The organism is Weissella sp. LMG 11983 (genome assembly GCF_025908495.1).
Lineage (GTDB): Bacteria > Bacillota > Bacilli > Lactobacillales > Lactobacillaceae > Weissella > Weissella fermenti.
The window spans coordinates 1-17,263 of sequence record NZ_JAOZFD010000001.1 but is presented as its reverse complement, the minus strand read 5'-3'; the positions used below and the strand labels follow the sequence as shown (position 1 = coordinate 17,263).

The window sequence follows — 17,263 nt, the reverse complement described above, 5'->3', positions numbered from 1 at the left end:
TTGGTTGGGTCGGTGCAGAAACGGTGGCGTTGACAGCTGTGAAGGTCATCGGCGTTATCTTGGTTATGATTGGTGTGTTGGTTGCCGTCGTATTGAGTGCACGTTTGGAAAACAAGAACGGCTCAGCACCAAGCGGGTCGGTTTTCTGGCATGTTTGGGGAATTTTGACGGGAATGTTCGCGTCATTCCAACAAGCTATTACCGGACATTTGGGTCACTTGTTGGGTGCGCCAGTTGATGGTGCCTTTGTGTCATTCGTTGGTGCGTTGATTTTGCTAACGATTTTGGTTGCCGTAAAAGAACGACCATTCTTTAATCGTGAAGGCATGAAGGCAGCGCCATGGTGGGCCTTCCTAGGTGGTATTCCTGGCTCACTATTTGTGTTCTTCATTGGAATCGTCGTGCCAGTACTTGGACCTGGAATGGGTGCCATCCTTGGTTTAATGGGTATGTTAATCGGAACCATCATCGTGCAACAATTCGGCTGGTATCAATCAGTTAAGAAGCGCGTTAATTATATGCAAATTCTCGGAATCATTATCATGGTTGTCGGGGTTGCACTGATTCAATTAGTTTAGAAATATCGTTTGGCCAGTAGGTGATTAATCATCTGCTGGCTTTTTGTGTTTGACACGTTTTCATTCGCCCACGTATAATTAACCCACTATTAGAAAATAAGAGGACGATTAAATGACCAACGTACAGACAGAGATGTTGATCATTGGTGGGAGTGATGCTGGTATTTCAGCTGCACTACGCGCCCGTGAACTGAATACCACGATTAAAATCACGATGATTTTGGCGGATGAATTCCCAAACTTGTCAATTTGTGGCATTCCATATGCGGTCAGTAAAGAAGTGACCCAGTGGCAGAATTTAGCGCATCGAACGGTTGATGATTTGAAGGCGTATGACATCGATTTTTACATGAACACGTGGGCAACGGCCATTGATGCAGAGAATTACACCGTTACTGCGATGCGCGGTGACGACCAATTGACGTTTACGTACGACAAGTTGATGGTTGGAACCGGGGCTGTGCCAAAAGAATTGCCAATTGCCGGTGAAGGCGCAGGTATTCATGTGTTGCATACAATGGGTGACTTCTTTGATATTGAAGCGCAATTGGTGCAACATCAACCAAAGCGTGCAGCAATTGTTGGTGCGGGGTACGTGGGTATAGAGATGGCAGAGGCGTTGACGCGACGTGATGTTGCGGTGACGCTGGTACAACGTGGGTCTGAAGTGTTATCGACGGTTGAACCCGATTTGGCTGCTTCTGTACATGATGCATTGACTAATAATGTTGTCACGGTATTAACTGATGAAACGATTACTGAAATTCAAGCAACGGAAGCCGGGTACCAACTAATTGGGTCAACGACGGATGACGCATTCGATTTTGTCCTGGTTGTTGTGGGCGTCCGACCAAACAGTGAGCTGTTGGTCAATGCGGGTGCGACTGTTACCAATCAAAATGCGGTGGTGGTTGATGACCAGATGCGTACGAATTCTCCCTGACGTGTATGCAGCAGGTGACTTGGTTCAGACCAAGCACCGCCTATTAGGTGAGACGTATTTGCCACTGGGTACGACAGCGCATAAACAAGGTCGTATTGCCGGTGCTAATATTGTGGGTCGTGAGTCGCATTTTGCAGGAATCATCGGCTCACAGGTCTTGCGTGCGTTTGACATGATTGTGGCTCGCACAGGTTTATTGCCAAATGAGGCAACTGCAGCTGGCTTTATGCCAATCACGACAACTGCGGTCGTAGATGATCACAAGGGTTATTTCCCAGGTGCTGAAAAAATCACGATTCGTGTGACTGCAGACAAGGGGTCACACAAAATTTTAGGTGCCCAATTGGTGGGAAAGTACGGTAGCGAAGTGGCGAAACGAGCGGATGTCTTTGCAACTGCAATTTATAACGACATGACGGTTGAAGCGTTTAGTGACTTAGATTTGACGTATTCGCCAGTTGTCGGTGCACCTTGGGATGCCGTTCAAGCGGCTGTACAAGTGTTAGAAGCTGAATTATTGAAGTAGACGAAAAAAGAGCGATTTAGTCGCTGAACTGAACCCCATGAGTTGGAGCAAATCTAACTCATGGGGTTTTTGTATGTTTTCAAAAGAAATTCAAATAGAAGCAGTTTCTCTGTACCTCAAAGGTGTACCGACTGTTGAAATACGCAAGAAATTCGGAATTAAGGGATCATCAACGCTTGGAATCTGGGTGGACTCCATAAAACGTGACGGAGTATATGGAATTAAAGATTCCCATAGAAAGCAGACAAGTTATCCGTATTCCTTTAAAATCAAGGTAATTAATTGGCGACTTACACATCACGCGTCTTATCCTGTAGCAGCGAGAAAGTTCAGGGTGACTAGCCCTTCGTTGATTTGGCAGTGGGAACGTGCGTTGGAGTCTGGTCGGCTAAAACCTGATAAACGAAGGCGGAAACGAACTATGAATAAGCAAGAACACGACAAGATCAAGAAGCTCGAAGAAGAGAATGAACTACTTCGAATTAAGGTAGCCTACTTGGAAAAACTCGAGGCCTTAGCTCAGGAAAAGAAGAAATTACAAACCAAGACAAAGCGGTAGTAATCACTGTGCTAAGGCAAGAGTTGAAGTGCAAGTTGAAGCTGCTTCTTCAAGTAGCCGAGATGTCTAGCAGTAGTTATCATGACGCGTGCAAGCGTGCGTACAAGGAGTATCCACGTGAGTTAATTGATGAGATTATATCAATTCGTGATGACAACCCGGACTACGGTTACCGTCGTGTCACACAAGAGCTTCGTAATCGTGGCTTCAACACCAACCATAAGGTTGTGCTGAAAATTATGAAGATGAACGGGCTTCTCTGTACTGCTTTCAACCGTCTGACACGGAAGTACAATTCTTACGCCGGCACTGTCGGACATATCTCACCGAATCGTGTAAACCGTCGGTTCACAACGGATCGACCATATCAGAAGGTTCTCACCGACGTCACTGAAGTCCGTTGGGGATCAGGCACGATGGCTGAACGTGCTTATTTCACCGCCTATATTGATGTTTATAGTGGTGAGATTCTCACTTGGAATATCGATATTCATCCAACTGTCGAGTTCGTCACAAAGCCATTAGATGAGCTTCTACAAAATAGGCCAGAATTGAATTATCGAATGACAATTCACTCTGACCAAGGTTTCCAATATCAAAATTATGAGTATGTATCACGGCTAAAGACTAACCGTGTGTTCCAAAGCATGAGTCGCAAAGCGACATGCCTAGATAACGCAATGGCTGAGAGTATCTTCCACATCTTGAAGGTAGGAACGGTACATAACAACCACTATCAAAGTTATGACGAATTAAAGTCCGCCATAACTAACTATGTCTATTACTACAACAATAAGCGGATAAAAACAAAACTGGCCGGAAGAACTCCGGTTCAATACCGAAATCTTTCCGACCAGTTAGCCGCTTAAACTTCACTCCAATTTTTGGGGTTCAGTTCACGCTCTTTTTTTTACGCCGTAATATTAGTCACCACCAGTTTTTTCTTACTGGCACGGTGGAGTGGAATGGTGATGTTTGATGGTGGTACACCCAACCATGCATAAAGTTGATGGTCTAAGCGTGTGGTTGACGTTAAGCGAATCTGGTTAGTCACCCACCATGTTATTGCCAAAATAATCAAGAAAATCCCAATCCTAAAGCTGGCTAGATAAAACGTCCAATTTGAGACCTCCCCAACTGGCTCAAAATGAATCAGGTGTGCCAAAGTCAGAGTCAGCGTAATAGCCAACCCACTAAACATCAATAGTTTTAGCGTGAATGGATCAGGTTCAGAATATTCAAAATATGTCGAGCAGACCATTTCTTTGACAACCAGGTACACACGATAACGATAAGCTTCATCATAGTTGAATTTATCGTAGTTAATCCAATTGTGGTTATGATACACACAAGCAATCCCGAGAAAAAGGCGGTACCAAAATTCTTCTATGAAAGCAATTTCGGTCAGGGAAGCGTTGCTTTCGTCCAACACGTCGAACCAATTCACGTTACCAGATCCAGTACTGGTGGGTATTTTAGAAAATTGTTCCCGGAATTGTTCGGGGGTTAGACCATGCGTTTTTTGCATAAAAATATGCAATAGCTGACCGTGTTCCCCAAAAACTTGTTCCGTTTGTTCTTTTAATTGCGCAATTTGTTCACTGAGGAGGACAGCCTTTTTAAGCTCAATTTTTGTAACAGTTGAGTGCCTGACATCTTGCATGATAATAACCTCCACCTGCAGTATACGACGGTGAATTTTGTCAAAACATTTTGAGCTTCGCGTTTTCCTGTATAAGACAGACGGCAGTTCGCTTGAGCAATGCATCTTTTTAAATAAAAAAACGAGCTACTAGAGCTCGCTTGATTAATTCTCTAATTCATCTTCTAGAAAATGAATAAATTCTTCGTGTAATGGTGACAAGAACTGGGTGTGAGTCCAAATCATTGAGCCAACTGAAACGTTTTGTGGTGAAAAAGGTTTGAAGAGTAGTTCAGGAATGTTGATAACCCCCTCGATACCGACGAGCATAATGTGATTATCAATCATTGGATACATACCGGCATTGCCGATTAAGTTGTACTTGAGGCGAATGTTCAAATCAGATGCATTGAGGCCTAGTTCTTCCACTAGCGAATTGTTGAAAGATGATTGACGTGAAATTGCCAGCGGGTATTCCTTGAGCTGATCGGCGGTAATTGCTGATTCATCGGCCAAGGGATGATGTTTATTAATGAATACACCACGGACATCTTCGTCTGGAAAGTCGAGATAGTCATACGATGCTTTCTGGGTGAAATCCAGTGCGAAAAGAAAATCCAGCTCACCTTGGTTAAGTCGATCAAGAAGGTCAGTTGTTGAACCAGAAATGACCGTGAAAGTCACATTCGGATATGCTTGTTGCATGGCTGAAATCGCTCTAATTGCGTGGTTAAACATCTTAGTTTCCGCTGCACCAATCGTGATGACACCGGCAATCGCGTCTTTTGATTGTAGATTGGTGACGGTCTTGTCAGCAATCGCAATTAAACCCTCAGCTTGTTTAGCCAGATAGATGCCTTCGGGAGTTAGGGTAACTGGTTTATGGTCACGGTTGAGGAGTGTAACGCCTAATTCAGTTTCCAGTAATTTTAATTGTCGTGACAGGGCGGGCTGGGTGACGTTGAGTTTAGCAGCCGCTGCAGTGAGTGTGCCAGTATGGGCAACCTCTAGAAAATATCGTAAAACACGCAGTTCCATAACATTACCTTTCGTTATAGTTTTTCATAAATACAAAGCATTGGTAATGGTGATTATAGCGCAATATACTGGAGTCATAAAGTAGTGGAGGTGTAAATGATGACATTAACAACAACACAACAAGAAACGTTTGCGCGGGCTGATGACTTTCATATCGCACCTTATCGCGCAGATGGCACAACGCCGGGCACATTAACGTGGATTTGGTCCGTCGTGGTTGATGGTGACCTTTACGTGCGGGCTTGGAATGGTCAACAGTCACGTTGGTATAACGCCGCTAAAAATCAGGGCGCTGGCAAGATTATGATTGCCGGTAATGAATACACGGTTGCATTTGAACTCGTGCCGGTCGCTGGTCATGAAGCGTTACAAGATGAAATTGATGCAGCGTACCGCAAGAAATATGCCGGTAGCCAATACATGCCACCAATGATTGCTGACGGTCCACGAAATGCAACGGTGCGCGTGATTCTTAAATAAACGGAGGAAATTAGTATGCCGATTTTTGATGAAACCTATACTTTGAACAATGGCGTCAAGATTCCAAAGATTGGTTTTGGAACTTGGATGATTGAAGATAATGATGATGCAGCCAAGGCAGTCGAGACAGCGATTAAAGTTGGTTACCGTCACATTGATACTGCCGAAGCGTACGGCAATGAAATCGGTGTAGGTCGTGGTGTTCGCAACGCCAGTGTGCCACGTGAAGACATTTTTGTAACAACTAAGTTGCAAGCTGAATTTAAGAACTACGAAGAGGCGGTTGCCGCAATCGATCGTTCACTAACCGATTTGAATTCGATTACATTGATATGATGATTATTCACTCACCAAAGCCTTGGGTTGAATTCCAAAATGATGAGCGTTTCTTTGAAGGAAATTTGGCAGCCTGGCGTGCGCTATCTGAAGCTCAAGCTGCTGGTAAGATTCGTGCTATCGGTGTGTCGAACTTCGATGAAATTGACTTGCAGAATATCCTGGATAACAGTGATGTGAAGCCGGCGGTTAATCAAGTTTTGGCGCACATTGGTAACGTACCATTTAGTGTGTTCAAGTATGCCCAAAAGCATGACATTCAAATTGAAGCCTACTCACCATTCGGTCACGGTGAGATGTTGAAGAATGATAACCTGCAACAAATGGCGAATAAGTACGGCGTTTCCGTCGCACAATTGGGTATTCGCTACTTATTGCAACTGAACACATTGCCATTGCCAAAAGCAACGTCTGAAGCACACATGACGGCTAATGCAACAGTGGACTTCACGATTTCTGATGACGATATGGCCATGCTAAACAAAGTAACGTTTAATGATTATGGTGAATTTAGTGGGTTCCCAGTTTACGGTGGCACTTTGGATTAGGGGTGATTATCATGACGGAAAAAGTAACGGCAGGACATGACGCGCTTGGTGAATTTGCACCAAAGTTTGCGGAGCTTAATGACGATGTATTGTTTGGTCAAGTCTGGTCACGTGAAGCTGAATTGTCAGCCCGTGATCGTTCATTAACGACCATTACGGCATTGATTTCAACTGGCGCTTTTGAACAATTACCATTTCACATGGCAAAGGCCAAGGATAACGGCTTGACTGCTGATGAAGTGGCTGAAATTATTACGCAATTGGCATTCTATGTTGGTTGGCCAAAGGCGTGGTCAGCATTCAACGTTGCAAAAGAAGTATTCGGAGAAAAGTAATGGCAAAGTACGAAGAGATTAAGCAAGGAACGATTTTTCCGGCTGGTGTTTTGAATCCATACGGTGAATTCTTCGTTGGCGATACGTATCTAACGAATTTGGTAACGTCACCTGATGACAAAATCGGGGTTGGCTCAGTATCATTTGAGCCAGGTTCACGTAATAACTGGCACATTCACCATGATGGTTATCAAATTTTACTTGTCACAGCTGGTGAAGGTTGGTACCAAGAAGAAGGGCAACCAGCGCAATCATTGCAAGCTGGTGATACGATTGTGACCAAAGATGGCGTGAAGCACTGGCACGGGGCCAAGAAGGATAGTTGGTTTGAGCACATCGCGATTACCGCTGGTACGCCAGAATGGTTAGAGCCAGTGTCAGACGAGCTTTACGATGCACTGTAATAACTGTGAAGCAATTAATCTATGGCAGCGTAGGTTGATTGCTTTTTATTTAGAATGTTTTTTGTTGCAAATGCAACAAAAAGGGGTTAAGATATTCGTTGAGGATAACAATATGACGAGTAATTTGAGAGAAATTGGCATGATTGCCCGAGCTTTGGATTCAATTAGTAATGTTGAATTCAAAGCCTTTGATTTGACCAAGGGTCAGTATCTGTACTTAGCCCGTATCGCAGAGAATCCAGGTATTATTCAAGAAGAATTGTCTGAGATGATTATGGTTGATCGTACAACCGTTGCGCGTGCCGTTAAGAAGCTACTAGCGGACGGCATGATTGTGAAGCGGGACAGTGCAGAAAATTTGAAGATTAAACATTTGGAAGTGACGGATAAAGGTCGTGAACTGTATGACGTTATAAAACGTGAGAATGATTATTCAGAAATGGTCGCGTTGCAAGGATTCACAGCGGATGAAGTGCAAACACTTAATGACCTGTTACACCGAATGCGTGAGAATGTTGCAAGTGACTGGAATGCGGTCAAGAAAGGCCACCAACGAGAGTATTAGGAGAGAAATATGACGACGACACTTAAGCGATTAACTGTAGCTGATGTGAATGAGCTGCGCGAGATTTCAATCGAAACGTTTACAGATACATTTGGCGCTCAAAACACGCCTGAAAATTTGCGTGATTATTTGGCTGATGCCTATCAAGAATCAGTGCTTGCAAAAGAATTAGAAAATGCCGAGTCATTATTCTATTTCGTGATGGTTGATGATGAAATTGCAGGCTATTTGAAGTTGAATATTGGGGATGCCCAATCTGAAGACATGGGTGAGACAGCGCTCGAAGTTGAACGTATCTATGTTCGTAAGAGTTTCCAACGCCGCGGATTGGGGCGCGTCTTTATTACTGAGGCTGAAAAGGTTGCCCATGAGTTGCACAAGGACCGTATTTGGCTTGGCGTTTGGGAGTACAACCCAAATGCGATTGCTTTTTACGAGAAGATGGGCTTCTCAAAGACTGGTGAGTCCCATGATTTCTACATGGGCACAGATCGTCAGACTGATATCTTGATGGCTAAGAACTTGTGAGCATAACTGGATGAAGAGTAAAACAGTACAACTTATCATACTGGACGTCGTGACAGCGTTCATTATGCCTGCCTACATGTTATTTGTTTTCTATGTTTGGTTGCATTTGATTAATCCAATATGGGATGTCAAAGCTACTAATGACTTAATATTGATGCCGATAATGCTGTTGCTAGTTTTGTTACTAGTTGCATTGGTGTTCGGACCATTACTTGTGACCATCTGGTTTAATGCTAGATATTTTAGAAAGCGTGCACGGAATGGTGGCAAGGACACAATCTGGATTGCTTTAATAACACTCGCTGCGTACATCGAGGCCTGGTATTTTGGTAACCACTATTTGTGGAAGGTGATCGAGACCGTCCAGAACGATTATGTCTGGACATGGTGGTAATTCGGAGTGGAATGAAAAAAACAGATTCCCTAGTGGCGTTGTTCACTGGGGAATCTGTTGTTAATGAGTTGCGCTTATAAGAATGTAATTGCCAAGCCGACGAATTCAATCATCCAAATGAATGGCCAGCCAATGCCTTTGAAGAAACTCTTCATCACGCCGGCAAATGTGACATGCCCAGCGTTCTTACGGATGTAGTTCACGATGCCAACGATACCTGAAATCACAAGAATTATGGCTAGAATGATGACTCCGTATGTCAAAATTGTTTGAATGGATAGCATGATTGGTTCCTCCTGAACTGATTTATTGCTGTTAGGATACATGACGTTGGGCAGGTTGTCAGTCATGACAGGGGCAAAGTGCTAGAAATGGCACAAATGTATATGTATTTTTTGTCAGGAAGCTTCGTGGCTTAATGGGCGTGCACGTTGTATAATTGAAAGCATTATGAATAAGATTTTACAAGAACAATTTTTCGTTGATAATCTATCAGCGCAACAAGAAGCCGTTATTTCTAACATGAACGCCTACATTGGGGATGGTTTGAAGCAAAATGATCACCGTGTGGCCATTATCCAAGGTGCTGCCGGTACTGGTAAGTCAGTTGTTTTGATGAACTTGGTTACCAAGTATATGACTGATAAGCGTTACAAGACTGCATTGGTTGTTAACCACCCTGAGCTATTCAAGGCCTACAAGGATTTGGCCGTTGATATTCCAGGTATGCGCGATAAGGACATTACGCGTCCGACGCCATTGATTAACAACGCGCAAAAGCGTAACTGGAAGTACGATGTTATTTTCGTTGACGAAGCGCACTTGCTATTGTCAAAGCCAGAGCCATACATGCACTACAATGGTGAAAACCAATTGCAGGACTTGATGGATTTGGCTAAGGTTGTGGTCGTGGTTTACGACTTCGCCCAAGTGTTCCAATCAAAGATGTACTGGGATAAGGACTTGCTATTTAAGACGATTGGCAAGCACCCATATCACCAATTCGACATGGACTTCCAATACCGTATGGTGGCCAGCCAAGAACAAGTGGACTGGATGGATGATTTGACGGCTGAAAAGCCATTGCACCCATTCCCAAACAATTCTGATTTTGAATTCAAGGTCTTTGACAAGGCGGGTGATTTGTACGAAGCCATTAAGGCGAAGAACAAGGAATTCGGTCAAAGTCGTGTTGTTGCAACGTCAGGATTCCCACGTATTGATGGACGCCACAACGTTGAAATGGATACGTTTAACTTGCCTTGGGACGAGTGGGATCCACAACGTACGCACTGGGCCAAGCGTGAGGGTTCAATTACGCAAGTTGGAACGATTTATACGTTGCAAGGATTCGATTTGAACTATTTGGGGATGATTATCGGTCCTTCATTTGGTTACGATCCTAAGACGGATAGCGTGACGATTATTCCTGAAAAGTATTCTCACAAGGAAATTTTCAAGAAGCGTCAAGACCGTAAGTTCACAGAAAAAGAATACAAGGCCTTTATTGCCAACGTTTTGAATGTCTTGATTAAGCGTGGTAAGTATGGCTTGTACTTGACGGCATACGATGACGCCTTGCGTGCACGTTTGCTTGAATTGCAAGAAGAAAATAAGTAAATCTAATTAACGCGTTTAGCTAGTCGGCTAAGCGCGTTTTTGTCTGTGCTATAAAGATTAACTAGTGCGTTGCTGGAAAACTATCAAATCCGCGATAATGATAACGTTTTCACAAATTGAAATAGCCATGTAAGCGTATACAACGGCGTTTCCGGCGTTTATTTGTTCCTTTTTTCACAAATTAGTGCTATAGTTAATGCATTGATAAAAATGATTTAGAGGTAAACGACATGACTGCTGTGATGACGACGAATATTATTAATGTAAACAACCACTTCAACAATGTGCTACGCAAGTTGCGCGCTGGCCAAACGGTTTCATCTGTTGTTCGTGAAGAAGGTTGGGCTGCCCCAGTTTTGGAGCAAATGCAAACATGGTATACGTTTGATTACGAAGACTACATGTCAGATATCCGTACTATCGAAGCCGGTGAGACGCTACGTGATCTTGATTCAACTGAAGATGCTTGCAACTTGTTGATGGTTTACGCTGCAACGCGTCGTGATGGTTTTGACTACAAGGATGCCTACTACGAAATGTGCCGTTTGAATGATGAGTCGTCAGACTACCGTGCGAACGTTTTGGCTGTTATTGAAAACGCAGCTGCTTAATTTAAAATATGACTTTTAACACCTAACTTTGTTTGGATACGAGGTTGGGTGTTTTATTTTGTTATACTTGTGCTTAATAATACGAGGGAGGTGCGCTATGCAAGATGTATTTGATCTACTTAAGGCGCATGCAGATCCGGAAACGGCAGTGGGGATGGCTGCGTATCAACGCAATCAGTTTCAGTTTTTAGGAATTAAAACACCAGTTCGCCGAGAGTTAACCAAACCGTTTATCAAGGCTGCCAAGCAAATTGGCGTGATTGACTGGGATTTTGTAGAGGATGCTTGGGAACAAGATGCCCGTGAATACCAATATGTGGCCTTGGATATGTTGAAAGCACAGATGGATTTGTTGGTTCCTGCTGATTTAGCGCGTTTCCAAGCATTGGCGATGCGTAAGTCATGGTGGGATACAGTTGATAACATGGCGCACGAAGTTGGCCATATTGTTGGCACGTATCCTGAAACAAAAGCAACGATGTTGGCTTGGAGTCGACATGATGACTTTTGGGTGCGTCGTTTGGCGATTCTTCATCAATTGTTTCTGAAGGATCAAACGGATACAGCGTTAATGACGGAAATCCTAACTGCTAATTTTGGTTCGTCTGAGTTTTTCATTAACAAAGCAATCGGCTGGGCATTACGTCAGTATAGTAAAACAAATCCTGATTGGGTGCGTGAGTTTATTGCAACCAATGAAAGCGAAATGGCGCCATTATCAATTCGTGAAGGTAGCAAATATGTGTAGGATAATGACCTGCAAAAAAATAATTACTTTTTTGAGGTTTTAGACTTTACAAACAAAAACAAAGGGCGTATATTTAATTATGTTGTTGAGGCAACGAATTAAATATTGGGCTTATATGCTAATTGGATAAACACCCCGGCTACGAACCGGGTATTGCAGGTTCGAGTCCTGCTAGGCCCATAATGAAACGTCACATCGTGTAACATGATGTGACGTTTTTTTAGTCTGATAATTGACCAATCGTTCAAATATCATTTATAATATTGTTGAACGATTGGTCAATTAAACGTTTTGAAAGGAGATTTCATGACAAGGCAACGGAATTTTGACAAGGCTGCGATGGCCGTTAAATTAATGCCGGTCTTCACAGGTCACGGATACGAAGGCGCGTCGGTTTCTGAATTAGTGACGGTATCAGGTTTACTACGTGGCAGTTTATATGCGGCATATGGTAGTAAGTTAGGCATTTTTGTTGCAGGGTTAGAGCAGTTGCCACCTATCACCAAATTGACGGATGAACAATTAGACTTTGTTATTGTGGGATTGTTAGAGGTGGCGCCAAATAATCCGGTTGTGAAAGACTTTTTCAAAAAATATTTAGCAACCGCGGATAAAAATGAATTGGCACTAAAAATTGGTTCGGTAATTTTGGCGAAGACAAATTAAATGGGAGGGTGTTATGGCAATTAATTCAATTACTTTTGGGGAACAATCATTAACGGTTACTGTTAATGGCATTGATAAGATGTGGAGTTTTAAGAGTGAGTTGGTCATTCCTTATGATCACGTAGCTGGTGCAACCTTGGATAAAGATGTTTTAGCGGATTACAAGGGGATTCGCTGGCCTGGGTTATCGATTCCGGGAAAGTACGCCGGTACGTTCATCCTGCATGGCGAAAAGACATTTTATAATGCGGAAGTTGGTGAGGATGACGTCATTGTCATTCAACTGCACGATGAAGAATACGTGCGTTTAGTTCTGAGCGTTGATAATGGCGCGGATGTTGTGAACCAGATTAACCAACGTGTGATGTAGGCTAAACTAATAAAGCGACCTCGAAAATGAGGTCGCTTTATTAGTTATGACGGATATCAGTGAGCATATTCTCCCTCGTTTTTTGCTCGGGATCAAGCATACCGAACAGAAAAATTTCAGAAAATTGGGGCATTAAATCTGGCATTAAATTCATATTGAAATGTTTCATATTTTCTTTGGATCCGAAGAAAGAAATCCACATTTGGAAATACAACATCAATGCTTCGTCTGACAAGGTGGGACTAATCAGGTGCAAATGACGCAGACGCGTGATCAAGTGACGCCAATATGTTCTAACCCGCTCTTGATAGTAATTGTAGACATCAAAATCACCATGTTGACCAGAAAATTCGTTAGTAAAGTCAGCAATCAAACGGGGAGAGAAGGGGCCTTGTTCTAATTTTTGGTTGATTAGCGTAGCCAAATCTTGTGCAGTGAAGTTCTCTTTATCCGCCAATTGTGCTTCATACTTGGAAACGGTAGTATCGATGGCATTGATTGCAATGGTTTTAAAGACGGCGTGCTTATCGGCAAAATATTGGTAAAAAGTCGCCGATGGCATATTGGCAGCCTGAATGACCTGACGGGTGGTTGTTGCGTCATAACCTTGTTGATCAAATAAGTGGATGGCGTTGTCAAGAATGGTGGCACGTCGTTTTTCTTTGTTTTGTTCGCGTTTAGATATCATCGGTTAAGCTCCTCGCTATAACGGCTTTTTTCAGGAATAAGAAGTTGTGTGTTTAGTTATCTTGGCCTAAAACTAAAACAAATCATGAATAATGTTTGCTTTTCGTTGTAAAGCATACCACACTTGGACCATAATAATCGTGTTAATTGAAAGGGCGATATTATGAGAGACGAAGTATTAGTAGTTAAGGATTTACAGAAGCGATTTGCTCTTATGATGAGATTCCGGACTAGTTTTTCTAGTTTGGTAAAATATCATCATAGGAGTATTTTTATTTATGGTTACACGTTATGAAGAGGACTTTAAAAAGTCCATCGTGGAGATGGTTAAAGCGGGCCGTCGGCCCGATGAATTATCCAAGGAATACGGTCCTTCAGCCGATTCAATTCGGAATTGGGTCAAAAAATATGCGCCTGTAGAAGTGAATGGCGAATCAATATCAGCTGATGAATTGAAGAAGTTGCGTAAGGAAAACGCAATTTTGAAAGAAGAGCTCGAAATTTTAAAACGTGCGGCGGTGTTGCTGGCAAAACATTAGTTTTGCGCGGTAGAAGTGTTGTTTTACCAATTATCCACAAAAATTTGGTACAGGGGCACCGCATCACACGCGTTCTGAGTGCTTTGAAAATTCCAATGTCCACTTACTCTGACTGGATCCATTGGGAGCCGAGCGCACAAGAAATACAACACAACAAATTGAGAATTGCCGTCGAATCAATTTACACAGCCAATAAAGGCATTTATGGTTATCGACGAATTGCTAAAACCATGCGCGACTTATTCAAACTAGCAATCAGCGACCGCTTTGTATGGCAATTGATGAGTGAAGCTGGCTTGAAATCGCGTATGCAAAAGCGATATAACAAGCCTACAACAGTCAATGACAAAGATCAGATGCCAAATCTCATTATCAATCTGGATGACCTAAGTGGCGTAATTACAACTGACATTACGTATATCCAGTTGACCGATAAGACATGGGTTTACATGGCTAGTGCATATGATCCGGAAGACCGTAAGGTGCTGTCGTATCGAATTGCAGATACGATGACAGCTCAACTAGCAACCTCAGTAATCGTTAAGGCGCTAAGACGAGGTGAAAAACCACTGTATGTGCATAGCGATATGGGAAGCCAGTATACCAGCGAATTGTTTGAAAATACACTGGAGTCCATAGGTATTAGGCACTCTTACTCCCGTAAAGGGCACCCTTACGATAATGCCCGCATCGAAAGTTTTCACTCGTTACTCAAGAGGGAGCTGATCTACCAACAGGATTTCGAGAGTATCGCTGATGTGCAAGCCGCTGTTGGATGGTACGTCAACTGGTATAACAACAATCGTATATCACTCCGTGATGCCGCCTAGACCAATTTCTAGATGATATAAACGCGATTATACAAATTTGCCTATACACCGGCGTTTACAAGCACTGACTTTGTGAAGTCCAAAAATCACTCTGACCAGTGCTTATTTGCTATACCCTCAGACTTGTGAAATTCAACAAAATCCAAACTAGACCACCGTAACTCCATAGCCTCCGGCAGGCACAGGGGCAAAACCCCTGGACCCCATTAAAAAATGACCCAAAATCTGTACGAAATCAGGTCATTTTGAAAAATTTTCGTGGTACGAGCCCTAGCGGGCTCTAAAAAGAGGTCCGGAGTCTTGACATCAGAGCCAATTCAAACTTTTTGATTAGTGCGTCAACTTTGTCCGTGCGTTGGTGGCCACCCAGCTTCAAAAGCAAATCAATAATTTCACCACCGGTTAAGTTCGGCCATAAAAACACATCACCCGGTACGTACGCTAGTTGCTTGTGAACGTTCACAACATTCTTCGTTGCGTCCTCACCAAGTAATTTGATTTCGCCACCATCCTTGTGTAGCAATCCCAAAATTGTACGAATCGTGGTTGACTTACCAGCCCCGTTTGGTCCAAGAAAGCCAAATACCTCACCCTCGCGAACTTCAAAGGAAACATTTTGCAATGCTTGAAATTTGCCGAATGGCTCTGATGACTCCGGACCTTTTTTAGAGCCCGTAGGGCTCGTACCACGATTTTTCAAAATGACCTGATTTCGTACAGATTTTGGGTCATTTTTAATGGGGGTTTTTGCCCCTGTGCCTGCCGGAGGCTAAGTTACGGTGGTCTAGTTTGGATTTTGTTGAATTGTCTGAATAGCAAATAAGCACTTGTCAGTGATTTTTGGACTTCACAAAGTCAGTGCTTGTAAACGCCGGTTTGTATAATCGCGTTTATGTCATCTAAAATTGGTCTAGGCGGCATCACGGAGTGATATACGATTGTTGTTATACCAGTTGACGTACCATCCAACAGCGGCTTGCACATCAGCGATACTCTCGAAATCCTGTTGGTAGATCAGCTCCCTCTTGAGTAACGAGTGAAAACTTTCGATGCGGGCATTATCGTAAGGGTGCCCTTTACGGGAGTAAGAGTGCCTAATACCTATGGACTCCAGTGTATTTTCAAACAATTCGCTGGTATACTGGCTTCCCATATCGCTATGCACATACAGTGGTTTTTCACCTCGTCTTAGCGCCTTAACGATTACTGAGGTTGCTAGTTGAGCTGTCATCGTATCTGCGATTCATACGACAGCACCTTACGGTCTTCCGGATCATATGCACTAGCCATGTAAACCCATGTCTTATCGGTCAACTGGATATACGTAATGTCAGTTGTAATTACGCCACTTAGGTCATCCAGATTGATAATGAGATTTGGCATCTGATCTTTGTCATTGACTGTTGTAGGCTTGTTATATCGCTTTTGCATACGCGATTTCAAGCCAGCTTCACTCATCAATTGCCATACAAAGCGGTCGCTGATTGCTAGTTTGAATAAGTCGCGCATGGTTTTAGCAATTCGTCGATAACCATAAATGCCTTTATTGGCTGATAATTTGATTCGACGGCAATTCTCAATTTGTTGTGTTGTATTTCTTGTGCGCTCGGCTCCCAATGGATCCAGTCAGAGTAAGTGGACATTGGAATTTTCAAAGCACTCAGAACGCGTGTGATGCGGTGCCCCTGTACCAAATTTTTGTGGATAATTGGTAAAACAACACTTCTACCGCGCAAAACTAATGTTTTGCCAGCAACACCGCCGCACGTTTTAAAATTTCGAGCTCTTCTTTCAAAATTGCGTTTTCCTTACGCAACTTCTTCAATTCATCAGCTGATATTGATTCGCCATTCACTTCTACAGGCGCATATTTTTTGACCCAATTCCGAATTGAATCGGCTGAAGGACCGTATTCCTTGGATAATTCATCGGGCCGACGGCCCGCTTTAACCATCTCCACGATGGACTTTTTAAAGTCCTCTTCATAACGTGTAACCATAAATAAAATACTCCTATGATGATATTTTACCAAACTAGAAAAACTAGTCCGGGTAAATTTTCATCATAAGAGCAATTGGACCCCAAAAGAAAGCTCACACTTATTCGAAGCGGAATCTGTCAAAAGGTAGCCTTAATAGCTGCATTTGCTACAGATGTACCGTTTTACATTTTTGACGAGCCAACATGGGGCCTTAAATTTAGTTGCAGAAACGAAATTTTGCAAGAAGTGATGGCATTGAAGCAGCAGGAAAAACAATATTGTTGAGCTCACACATTTATCAGAAGTTGAAAAGATGGTGGATCGAGTGGCAATTA

General features: G+C 43.0%; 23 protein-coding genes, 1 tRNA gene and 3 pseudogenes. 18 read left to right on the top strand and 9 right to left on the bottom strand.

What is annotated here, in order from left to right; translation table 11 throughout:
* Window positions 1–23 precede the first annotated feature (23 nt).
* From OIT45_RS00135 to OIT45_RS00120, 4 genes and pseudogenes are all read left to right on the top strand, one after another.
* The gene (locus tag OIT45_RS00135; RefSeq protein WP_264339746.1) at window positions 24–578 is read left to right on the top strand and encodes a DMT family transporter; all 555 of its coding nucleotides are present in this window, start codon (window positions 24–26) and stop codon (window positions 576–578) included.
* A gap of 112 nt (window positions 579–690) precedes the next feature.
* A pseudogene (locus OIT45_RS00130) lies at window positions 691–2,047 on the top strand (FAD-dependent oxidoreductase).
* 73 nt (window positions 2,048–2,120) lie between these two features.
* Window positions 2,121–2,606, top strand: coding sequence for a helix-turn-helix domain-containing protein (locus OIT45_RS00125; RefSeq protein ID WP_087043610.1), 486 nt, complete (start codon window positions 2,121–2,123; stop codon window positions 2,604–2,606).
* An 8-nt stretch (window positions 2,607–2,614) separates the two neighbouring features.
* The gene (locus OIT45_RS00120) at window positions 2,615–3,475 is read left to right on the top strand and encodes an IS3 family transposase (RefSeq protein WP_264329911.1); all 861 of its coding nucleotides are present in this window, start codon (window positions 2,615–2,617) and stop codon (window positions 3,473–3,475) included.
* Between the two features lie 41 nt (window positions 3,476–3,516).
* Here the strand turns inward: OIT45_RS00120 and OIT45_RS00115 are convergent, their stop codons facing one another.
* Both OIT45_RS00115 and OIT45_RS00110 read right to left on the bottom strand, forming a co-directional pair.
* Window positions 3,517–4,269, bottom strand: coding sequence for a hypothetical protein (locus tag OIT45_RS00115; RefSeq protein WP_199404922.1), 753 nt, complete (start codon window positions 4,267–4,269; stop codon window positions 3,517–3,519).
* A gap of 144 nt (window positions 4,270–4,413) precedes the next feature.
* Window positions 4,414–5,286, bottom strand: coding sequence for a LysR family transcriptional regulator (locus OIT45_RS00110; RefSeq protein WP_264339745.1), 873 nt, complete (start codon window positions 5,284–5,286; stop codon window positions 4,414–4,416).
* 99 nt (window positions 5,287–5,385) lie between these two features.
* Between OIT45_RS00110 and OIT45_RS00105 the strand changes: the two genes are divergently transcribed.
* The 6 genes and pseudogenes from OIT45_RS00105 to OIT45_RS00080 all read left to right on the top strand — a co-directional run bounded on the left by OIT45_RS00105 (window position 5,386) and on the right by OIT45_RS00080 (window position 8,482).
* Window positions 5,386–5,766 carry a DUF2255 family protein gene (locus OIT45_RS00105; RefSeq protein ID WP_199404936.1) on the top strand — a complete coding sequence of 127 codons (381 nt, stop codon included), beginning with the start codon at window positions 5,386–5,388 and terminating at the stop codon, window positions 5,764–5,766.
* Between the two features lie 15 nt (window positions 5,767–5,781).
* Window positions 5,782–6,650 (top strand): annotated as a pseudogene (locus tag OIT45_RS00100) (aldo/keto reductase).
* An 11-nt stretch (window positions 6,651–6,661) separates the two neighbouring features.
* Entirely contained in the window at window positions 6,662–6,985 is a 324-nt protein-coding gene (locus tag OIT45_RS00095; protein WP_199404924.1) for a carboxymuconolactone decarboxylase family protein, read from the top strand.
* Window positions 6,985–7,389 carry a cupin domain-containing protein gene (locus OIT45_RS00090; RefSeq protein WP_199404925.1) on the top strand — a complete coding sequence of 135 codons (405 nt, stop codon included), beginning with the start codon at window positions 6,985–6,987 and terminating at the stop codon, window positions 7,387–7,389. The genes OIT45_RS00095 and OIT45_RS00090 overlap by 1 nt, the downstream gene beginning before the upstream one ends.
* Before the next feature lie 112 nt (window positions 7,390–7,501).
* Window positions 7,502–7,954, top strand: a complete 453-nt coding sequence (locus tag OIT45_RS00085) for a MarR family winged helix-turn-helix transcriptional regulator (protein WP_199404926.1) — start codon at window positions 7,502–7,504, stop codon at window positions 7,952–7,954.
* Between the two features lie 9 nt (window positions 7,955–7,963).
* Complete coding sequence (locus tag OIT45_RS00080) at window positions 7,964–8,482, top strand: GNAT family N-acetyltransferase (RefSeq protein ID WP_199404927.1); 519 nt, start codon at window positions 7,964–7,966, stop codon at window positions 8,480–8,482.
* A 468-nt stretch (window positions 8,483–8,950) separates the two neighbouring features.
* Here OIT45_RS00080 and OIT45_RS00075 read toward each other — a convergent pair whose 3' ends face one another.
* Window positions 8,951–9,160, bottom strand: coding sequence for a hypothetical protein (locus tag OIT45_RS00075; RefSeq protein ID WP_199404929.1), 210 nt, complete (start codon window positions 9,158–9,160; stop codon window positions 8,951–8,953).
* A gap of 166 nt (window positions 9,161–9,326) precedes the next feature.
* On the opposite strand from OIT45_RS00075, the gene OIT45_RS00070 reads away from it, so the two are divergent.
* The 6 genes from OIT45_RS00070 (at window position 9,327) to OIT45_RS00045 (ending at window position 12,891) form a co-directional block, all read left to right on the top strand.
* Entirely contained in the window at window positions 9,327–10,496 is a 1,170-nt protein-coding gene (locus OIT45_RS00070) for a DUF2075 domain-containing protein (protein ID WP_199404930.1), read from the top strand.
* Between the two features lie 230 nt (window positions 10,497–10,726).
* On the top strand, window positions 10,727–11,107 hold the full coding sequence (locus tag OIT45_RS00065) for a hypothetical protein (protein ID WP_199404931.1): 381 nt from the start codon (window positions 10,727–10,729) through the stop codon (window positions 11,105–11,107).
* A gap of 97 nt (window positions 11,108–11,204) precedes the next feature.
* Complete coding sequence (locus tag OIT45_RS00060) at window positions 11,205–11,855, top strand: DNA alkylation repair protein (RefSeq protein ID WP_199404932.1); 651 nt, start codon at window positions 11,205–11,207, stop codon at window positions 11,853–11,855.
* 107 nt (window positions 11,856–11,962) lie between these two features.
* Window positions 11,963–12,035, top strand: a tRNA-Arg gene (locus tag OIT45_RS00055).
* Window positions 12,036–12,161: 126 nt separating this feature from the next.
* Window positions 12,162–12,521, top strand: coding sequence for a TetR/AcrR family transcriptional regulator (locus tag OIT45_RS00050; protein ID WP_264339744.1), 360 nt, complete (start codon window positions 12,162–12,164; stop codon window positions 12,519–12,521).
* A 13-nt stretch (window positions 12,522–12,534) separates the two neighbouring features.
* A complete protein-coding gene (locus OIT45_RS00045) occupies window positions 12,535–12,891 on the top strand; it encodes a PH domain-containing protein (RefSeq protein ID WP_199404934.1) in 357 nt (118 codons plus the stop codon).
* A gap of 40 nt (window positions 12,892–12,931) precedes the next feature.
* Here OIT45_RS00045 and OIT45_RS00040 read toward each other — a convergent pair whose 3' ends face one another.
* On the bottom strand, window positions 12,932–13,579 hold the full coding sequence (locus OIT45_RS00040; protein WP_199404935.1) for a TetR/AcrR family transcriptional regulator: 648 nt from the start codon (window positions 13,577–13,579) through the stop codon (window positions 12,932–12,934).
* A gap of 277 nt (window positions 13,580–13,856) precedes the next feature.
* Here OIT45_RS00040 and OIT45_RS00035 point away from each other — a divergent pair, with 277 nt between their 5' ends.
* Together OIT45_RS00035 and OIT45_RS00030 are read left to right on the top strand one after the other, a co-directional pair.
* Window positions 13,857–14,117, top strand: a complete 261-nt coding sequence (locus tag OIT45_RS00035; RefSeq protein WP_199404344.1) for a transposase — start codon at window positions 13,857–13,859, stop codon at window positions 14,115–14,117.
* A gap of 2 nt (window positions 14,118–14,119) precedes the next feature.
* A complete protein-coding gene (locus OIT45_RS00030) occupies window positions 14,120–14,947 on the top strand; it encodes an IS3 family transposase (protein WP_264329899.1) in 828 nt (275 codons plus the stop codon).
* A 289-nt stretch (window positions 14,948–15,236) separates the two neighbouring features.
* Here the strand turns inward: OIT45_RS00030 and OIT45_RS00025 are convergent.
* From OIT45_RS00025 to OIT45_RS00005, 5 genes and pseudogenes are all read right to left on the bottom strand, one after another.
* Window positions 15,237–15,647: pseudogene (locus tag OIT45_RS00025) on the bottom strand (ATP-binding cassette domain-containing protein); the annotation flags it as partial.
* Window positions 15,648–15,857: 210 nt separating this feature from the next.
* Window positions 15,858–16,178 (bottom strand): integrase core domain-containing protein, encoded by a 321-nt coding sequence (locus OIT45_RS00020; protein ID WP_264330151.1) that lies wholly within the window; start codon window positions 16,176–16,178, stop codon window positions 15,858–15,860.
* A complete protein-coding gene (locus OIT45_RS00015) occupies window positions 16,175–16,456 on the bottom strand; it encodes a hypothetical protein (protein ID WP_264339743.1) in 282 nt (93 codons plus the stop codon). Before OIT45_RS00015 ends, OIT45_RS00020 begins: the two co-directional genes overlap by 4 nt.
* Window positions 16,435–16,683 carry a hypothetical protein gene (locus tag OIT45_RS00010; protein ID WP_264339742.1) on the bottom strand — a complete coding sequence of 83 codons (249 nt, stop codon included), beginning with the start codon at window positions 16,681–16,683 and terminating at the stop codon, window positions 16,435–16,437. Before OIT45_RS00010 ends, OIT45_RS00015 begins: the two co-directional genes overlap by 22 nt.
* Window positions 16,684–16,685: 2 nt before the next feature.
* Complete coding sequence (locus tag OIT45_RS00005) at window positions 16,686–16,946, bottom strand: transposase (protein ID WP_199404344.1); 261 nt, start codon at window positions 16,944–16,946, stop codon at window positions 16,686–16,688.
* Window positions 16,947–17,263 lie beyond the last annotated feature (317 nt).

Coding starts and splice junctions, on each gene's coding strand:
- OIT45_RS00105 (WP_199404936.1), top strand. CDS start 5,386: ATGACATTAACAACAACACAACAAGAAACGTTTGCGCGGGCTGATGAC.
- OIT45_RS00085 (WP_199404926.1), top strand. CDS start 7,502: ATGACGAGTAATTTGAGAGAAATTGGCATGATTGCCCGAGCTTTGGAT.
- OIT45_RS00115 (WP_199404922.1), bottom strand. CDS start 4,269: ATGCAAGATGTCAGGCACTCAACTGTTACAAAAATTGAGCTTAAAAAG.
- OIT45_RS00070 (WP_199404930.1), top strand. CDS start 9,327: ATGAATAAGATTTTACAAGAACAATTTTTCGTTGATAATCTATCAGCG.
- OIT45_RS00080 (WP_199404927.1), top strand. CDS start 7,964: ATGACGACGACACTTAAGCGATTAACTGTAGCTGATGTGAATGAGCTG.
- OIT45_RS00075 (WP_199404929.1), bottom strand. CDS start 9,160: ATGCTATCCATTCAAACAATTTTGACATACGGAGTCATCATTCTAGCC.
- OIT45_RS00090 (WP_199404925.1), top strand. CDS start 6,985: ATGGCAAAGTACGAAGAGATTAAGCAAGGAACGATTTTTCCGGCTGGT.
- OIT45_RS00005 (WP_199404344.1), bottom strand. CDS start 16,946: ATGGTTACACGTTATGAAGAGGACTTTAAAAAGTCCATCGTGGAGATG.
- OIT45_RS00065 (WP_199404931.1), top strand. CDS start 10,727: ATGACTGCTGTGATGACGACGAATATTATTAATGTAAACAACCACTTC.
- OIT45_RS00060 (WP_199404932.1), top strand. CDS start 11,205: ATGCAAGATGTATTTGATCTACTTAAGGCGCATGCAGATCCGGAAACG.
- OIT45_RS00020 (WP_264330151.1), bottom strand. CDS start 16,178: ATGACAGCTCAACTAGCAACCTCAGTAATCGTTAAGGCGCTAAGACGA.
- OIT45_RS00095 (WP_199404924.1), top strand. CDS start 6,662: ATGACGGAAAAAGTAACGGCAGGACATGACGCGCTTGGTGAATTTGCA.
- OIT45_RS00125 (WP_087043610.1), top strand. CDS start 2,121: ATGTTTTCAAAAGAAATTCAAATAGAAGCAGTTTCTCTGTACCTCAAA.
- OIT45_RS00035 (WP_199404344.1), top strand. CDS start 13,857: ATGGTTACACGTTATGAAGAGGACTTTAAAAAGTCCATCGTGGAGATG.
- OIT45_RS00050 (WP_264339744.1), top strand. CDS start 12,162: ATGACAAGGCAACGGAATTTTGACAAGGCTGCGATGGCCGTTAAATTA.
- OIT45_RS00015 (WP_264339743.1), bottom strand. CDS start 16,456: ATGCGCGACTTATTCAAACTAGCAATCAGCGACCGCTTTGTATGGCAA.
- OIT45_RS00110 (WP_264339745.1), bottom strand. CDS start 5,286: ATGGAACTGCGTGTTTTACGATATTTTCTAGAGGTTGCCCATACTGGC.
- OIT45_RS00045 (WP_199404934.1), top strand. CDS start 12,535: ATGGCAATTAATTCAATTACTTTTGGGGAACAATCATTAACGGTTACT.
- OIT45_RS00040 (WP_199404935.1), bottom strand. CDS start 13,579: ATGATATCTAAACGCGAACAAAACAAAGAAAAACGACGTGCCACCATT.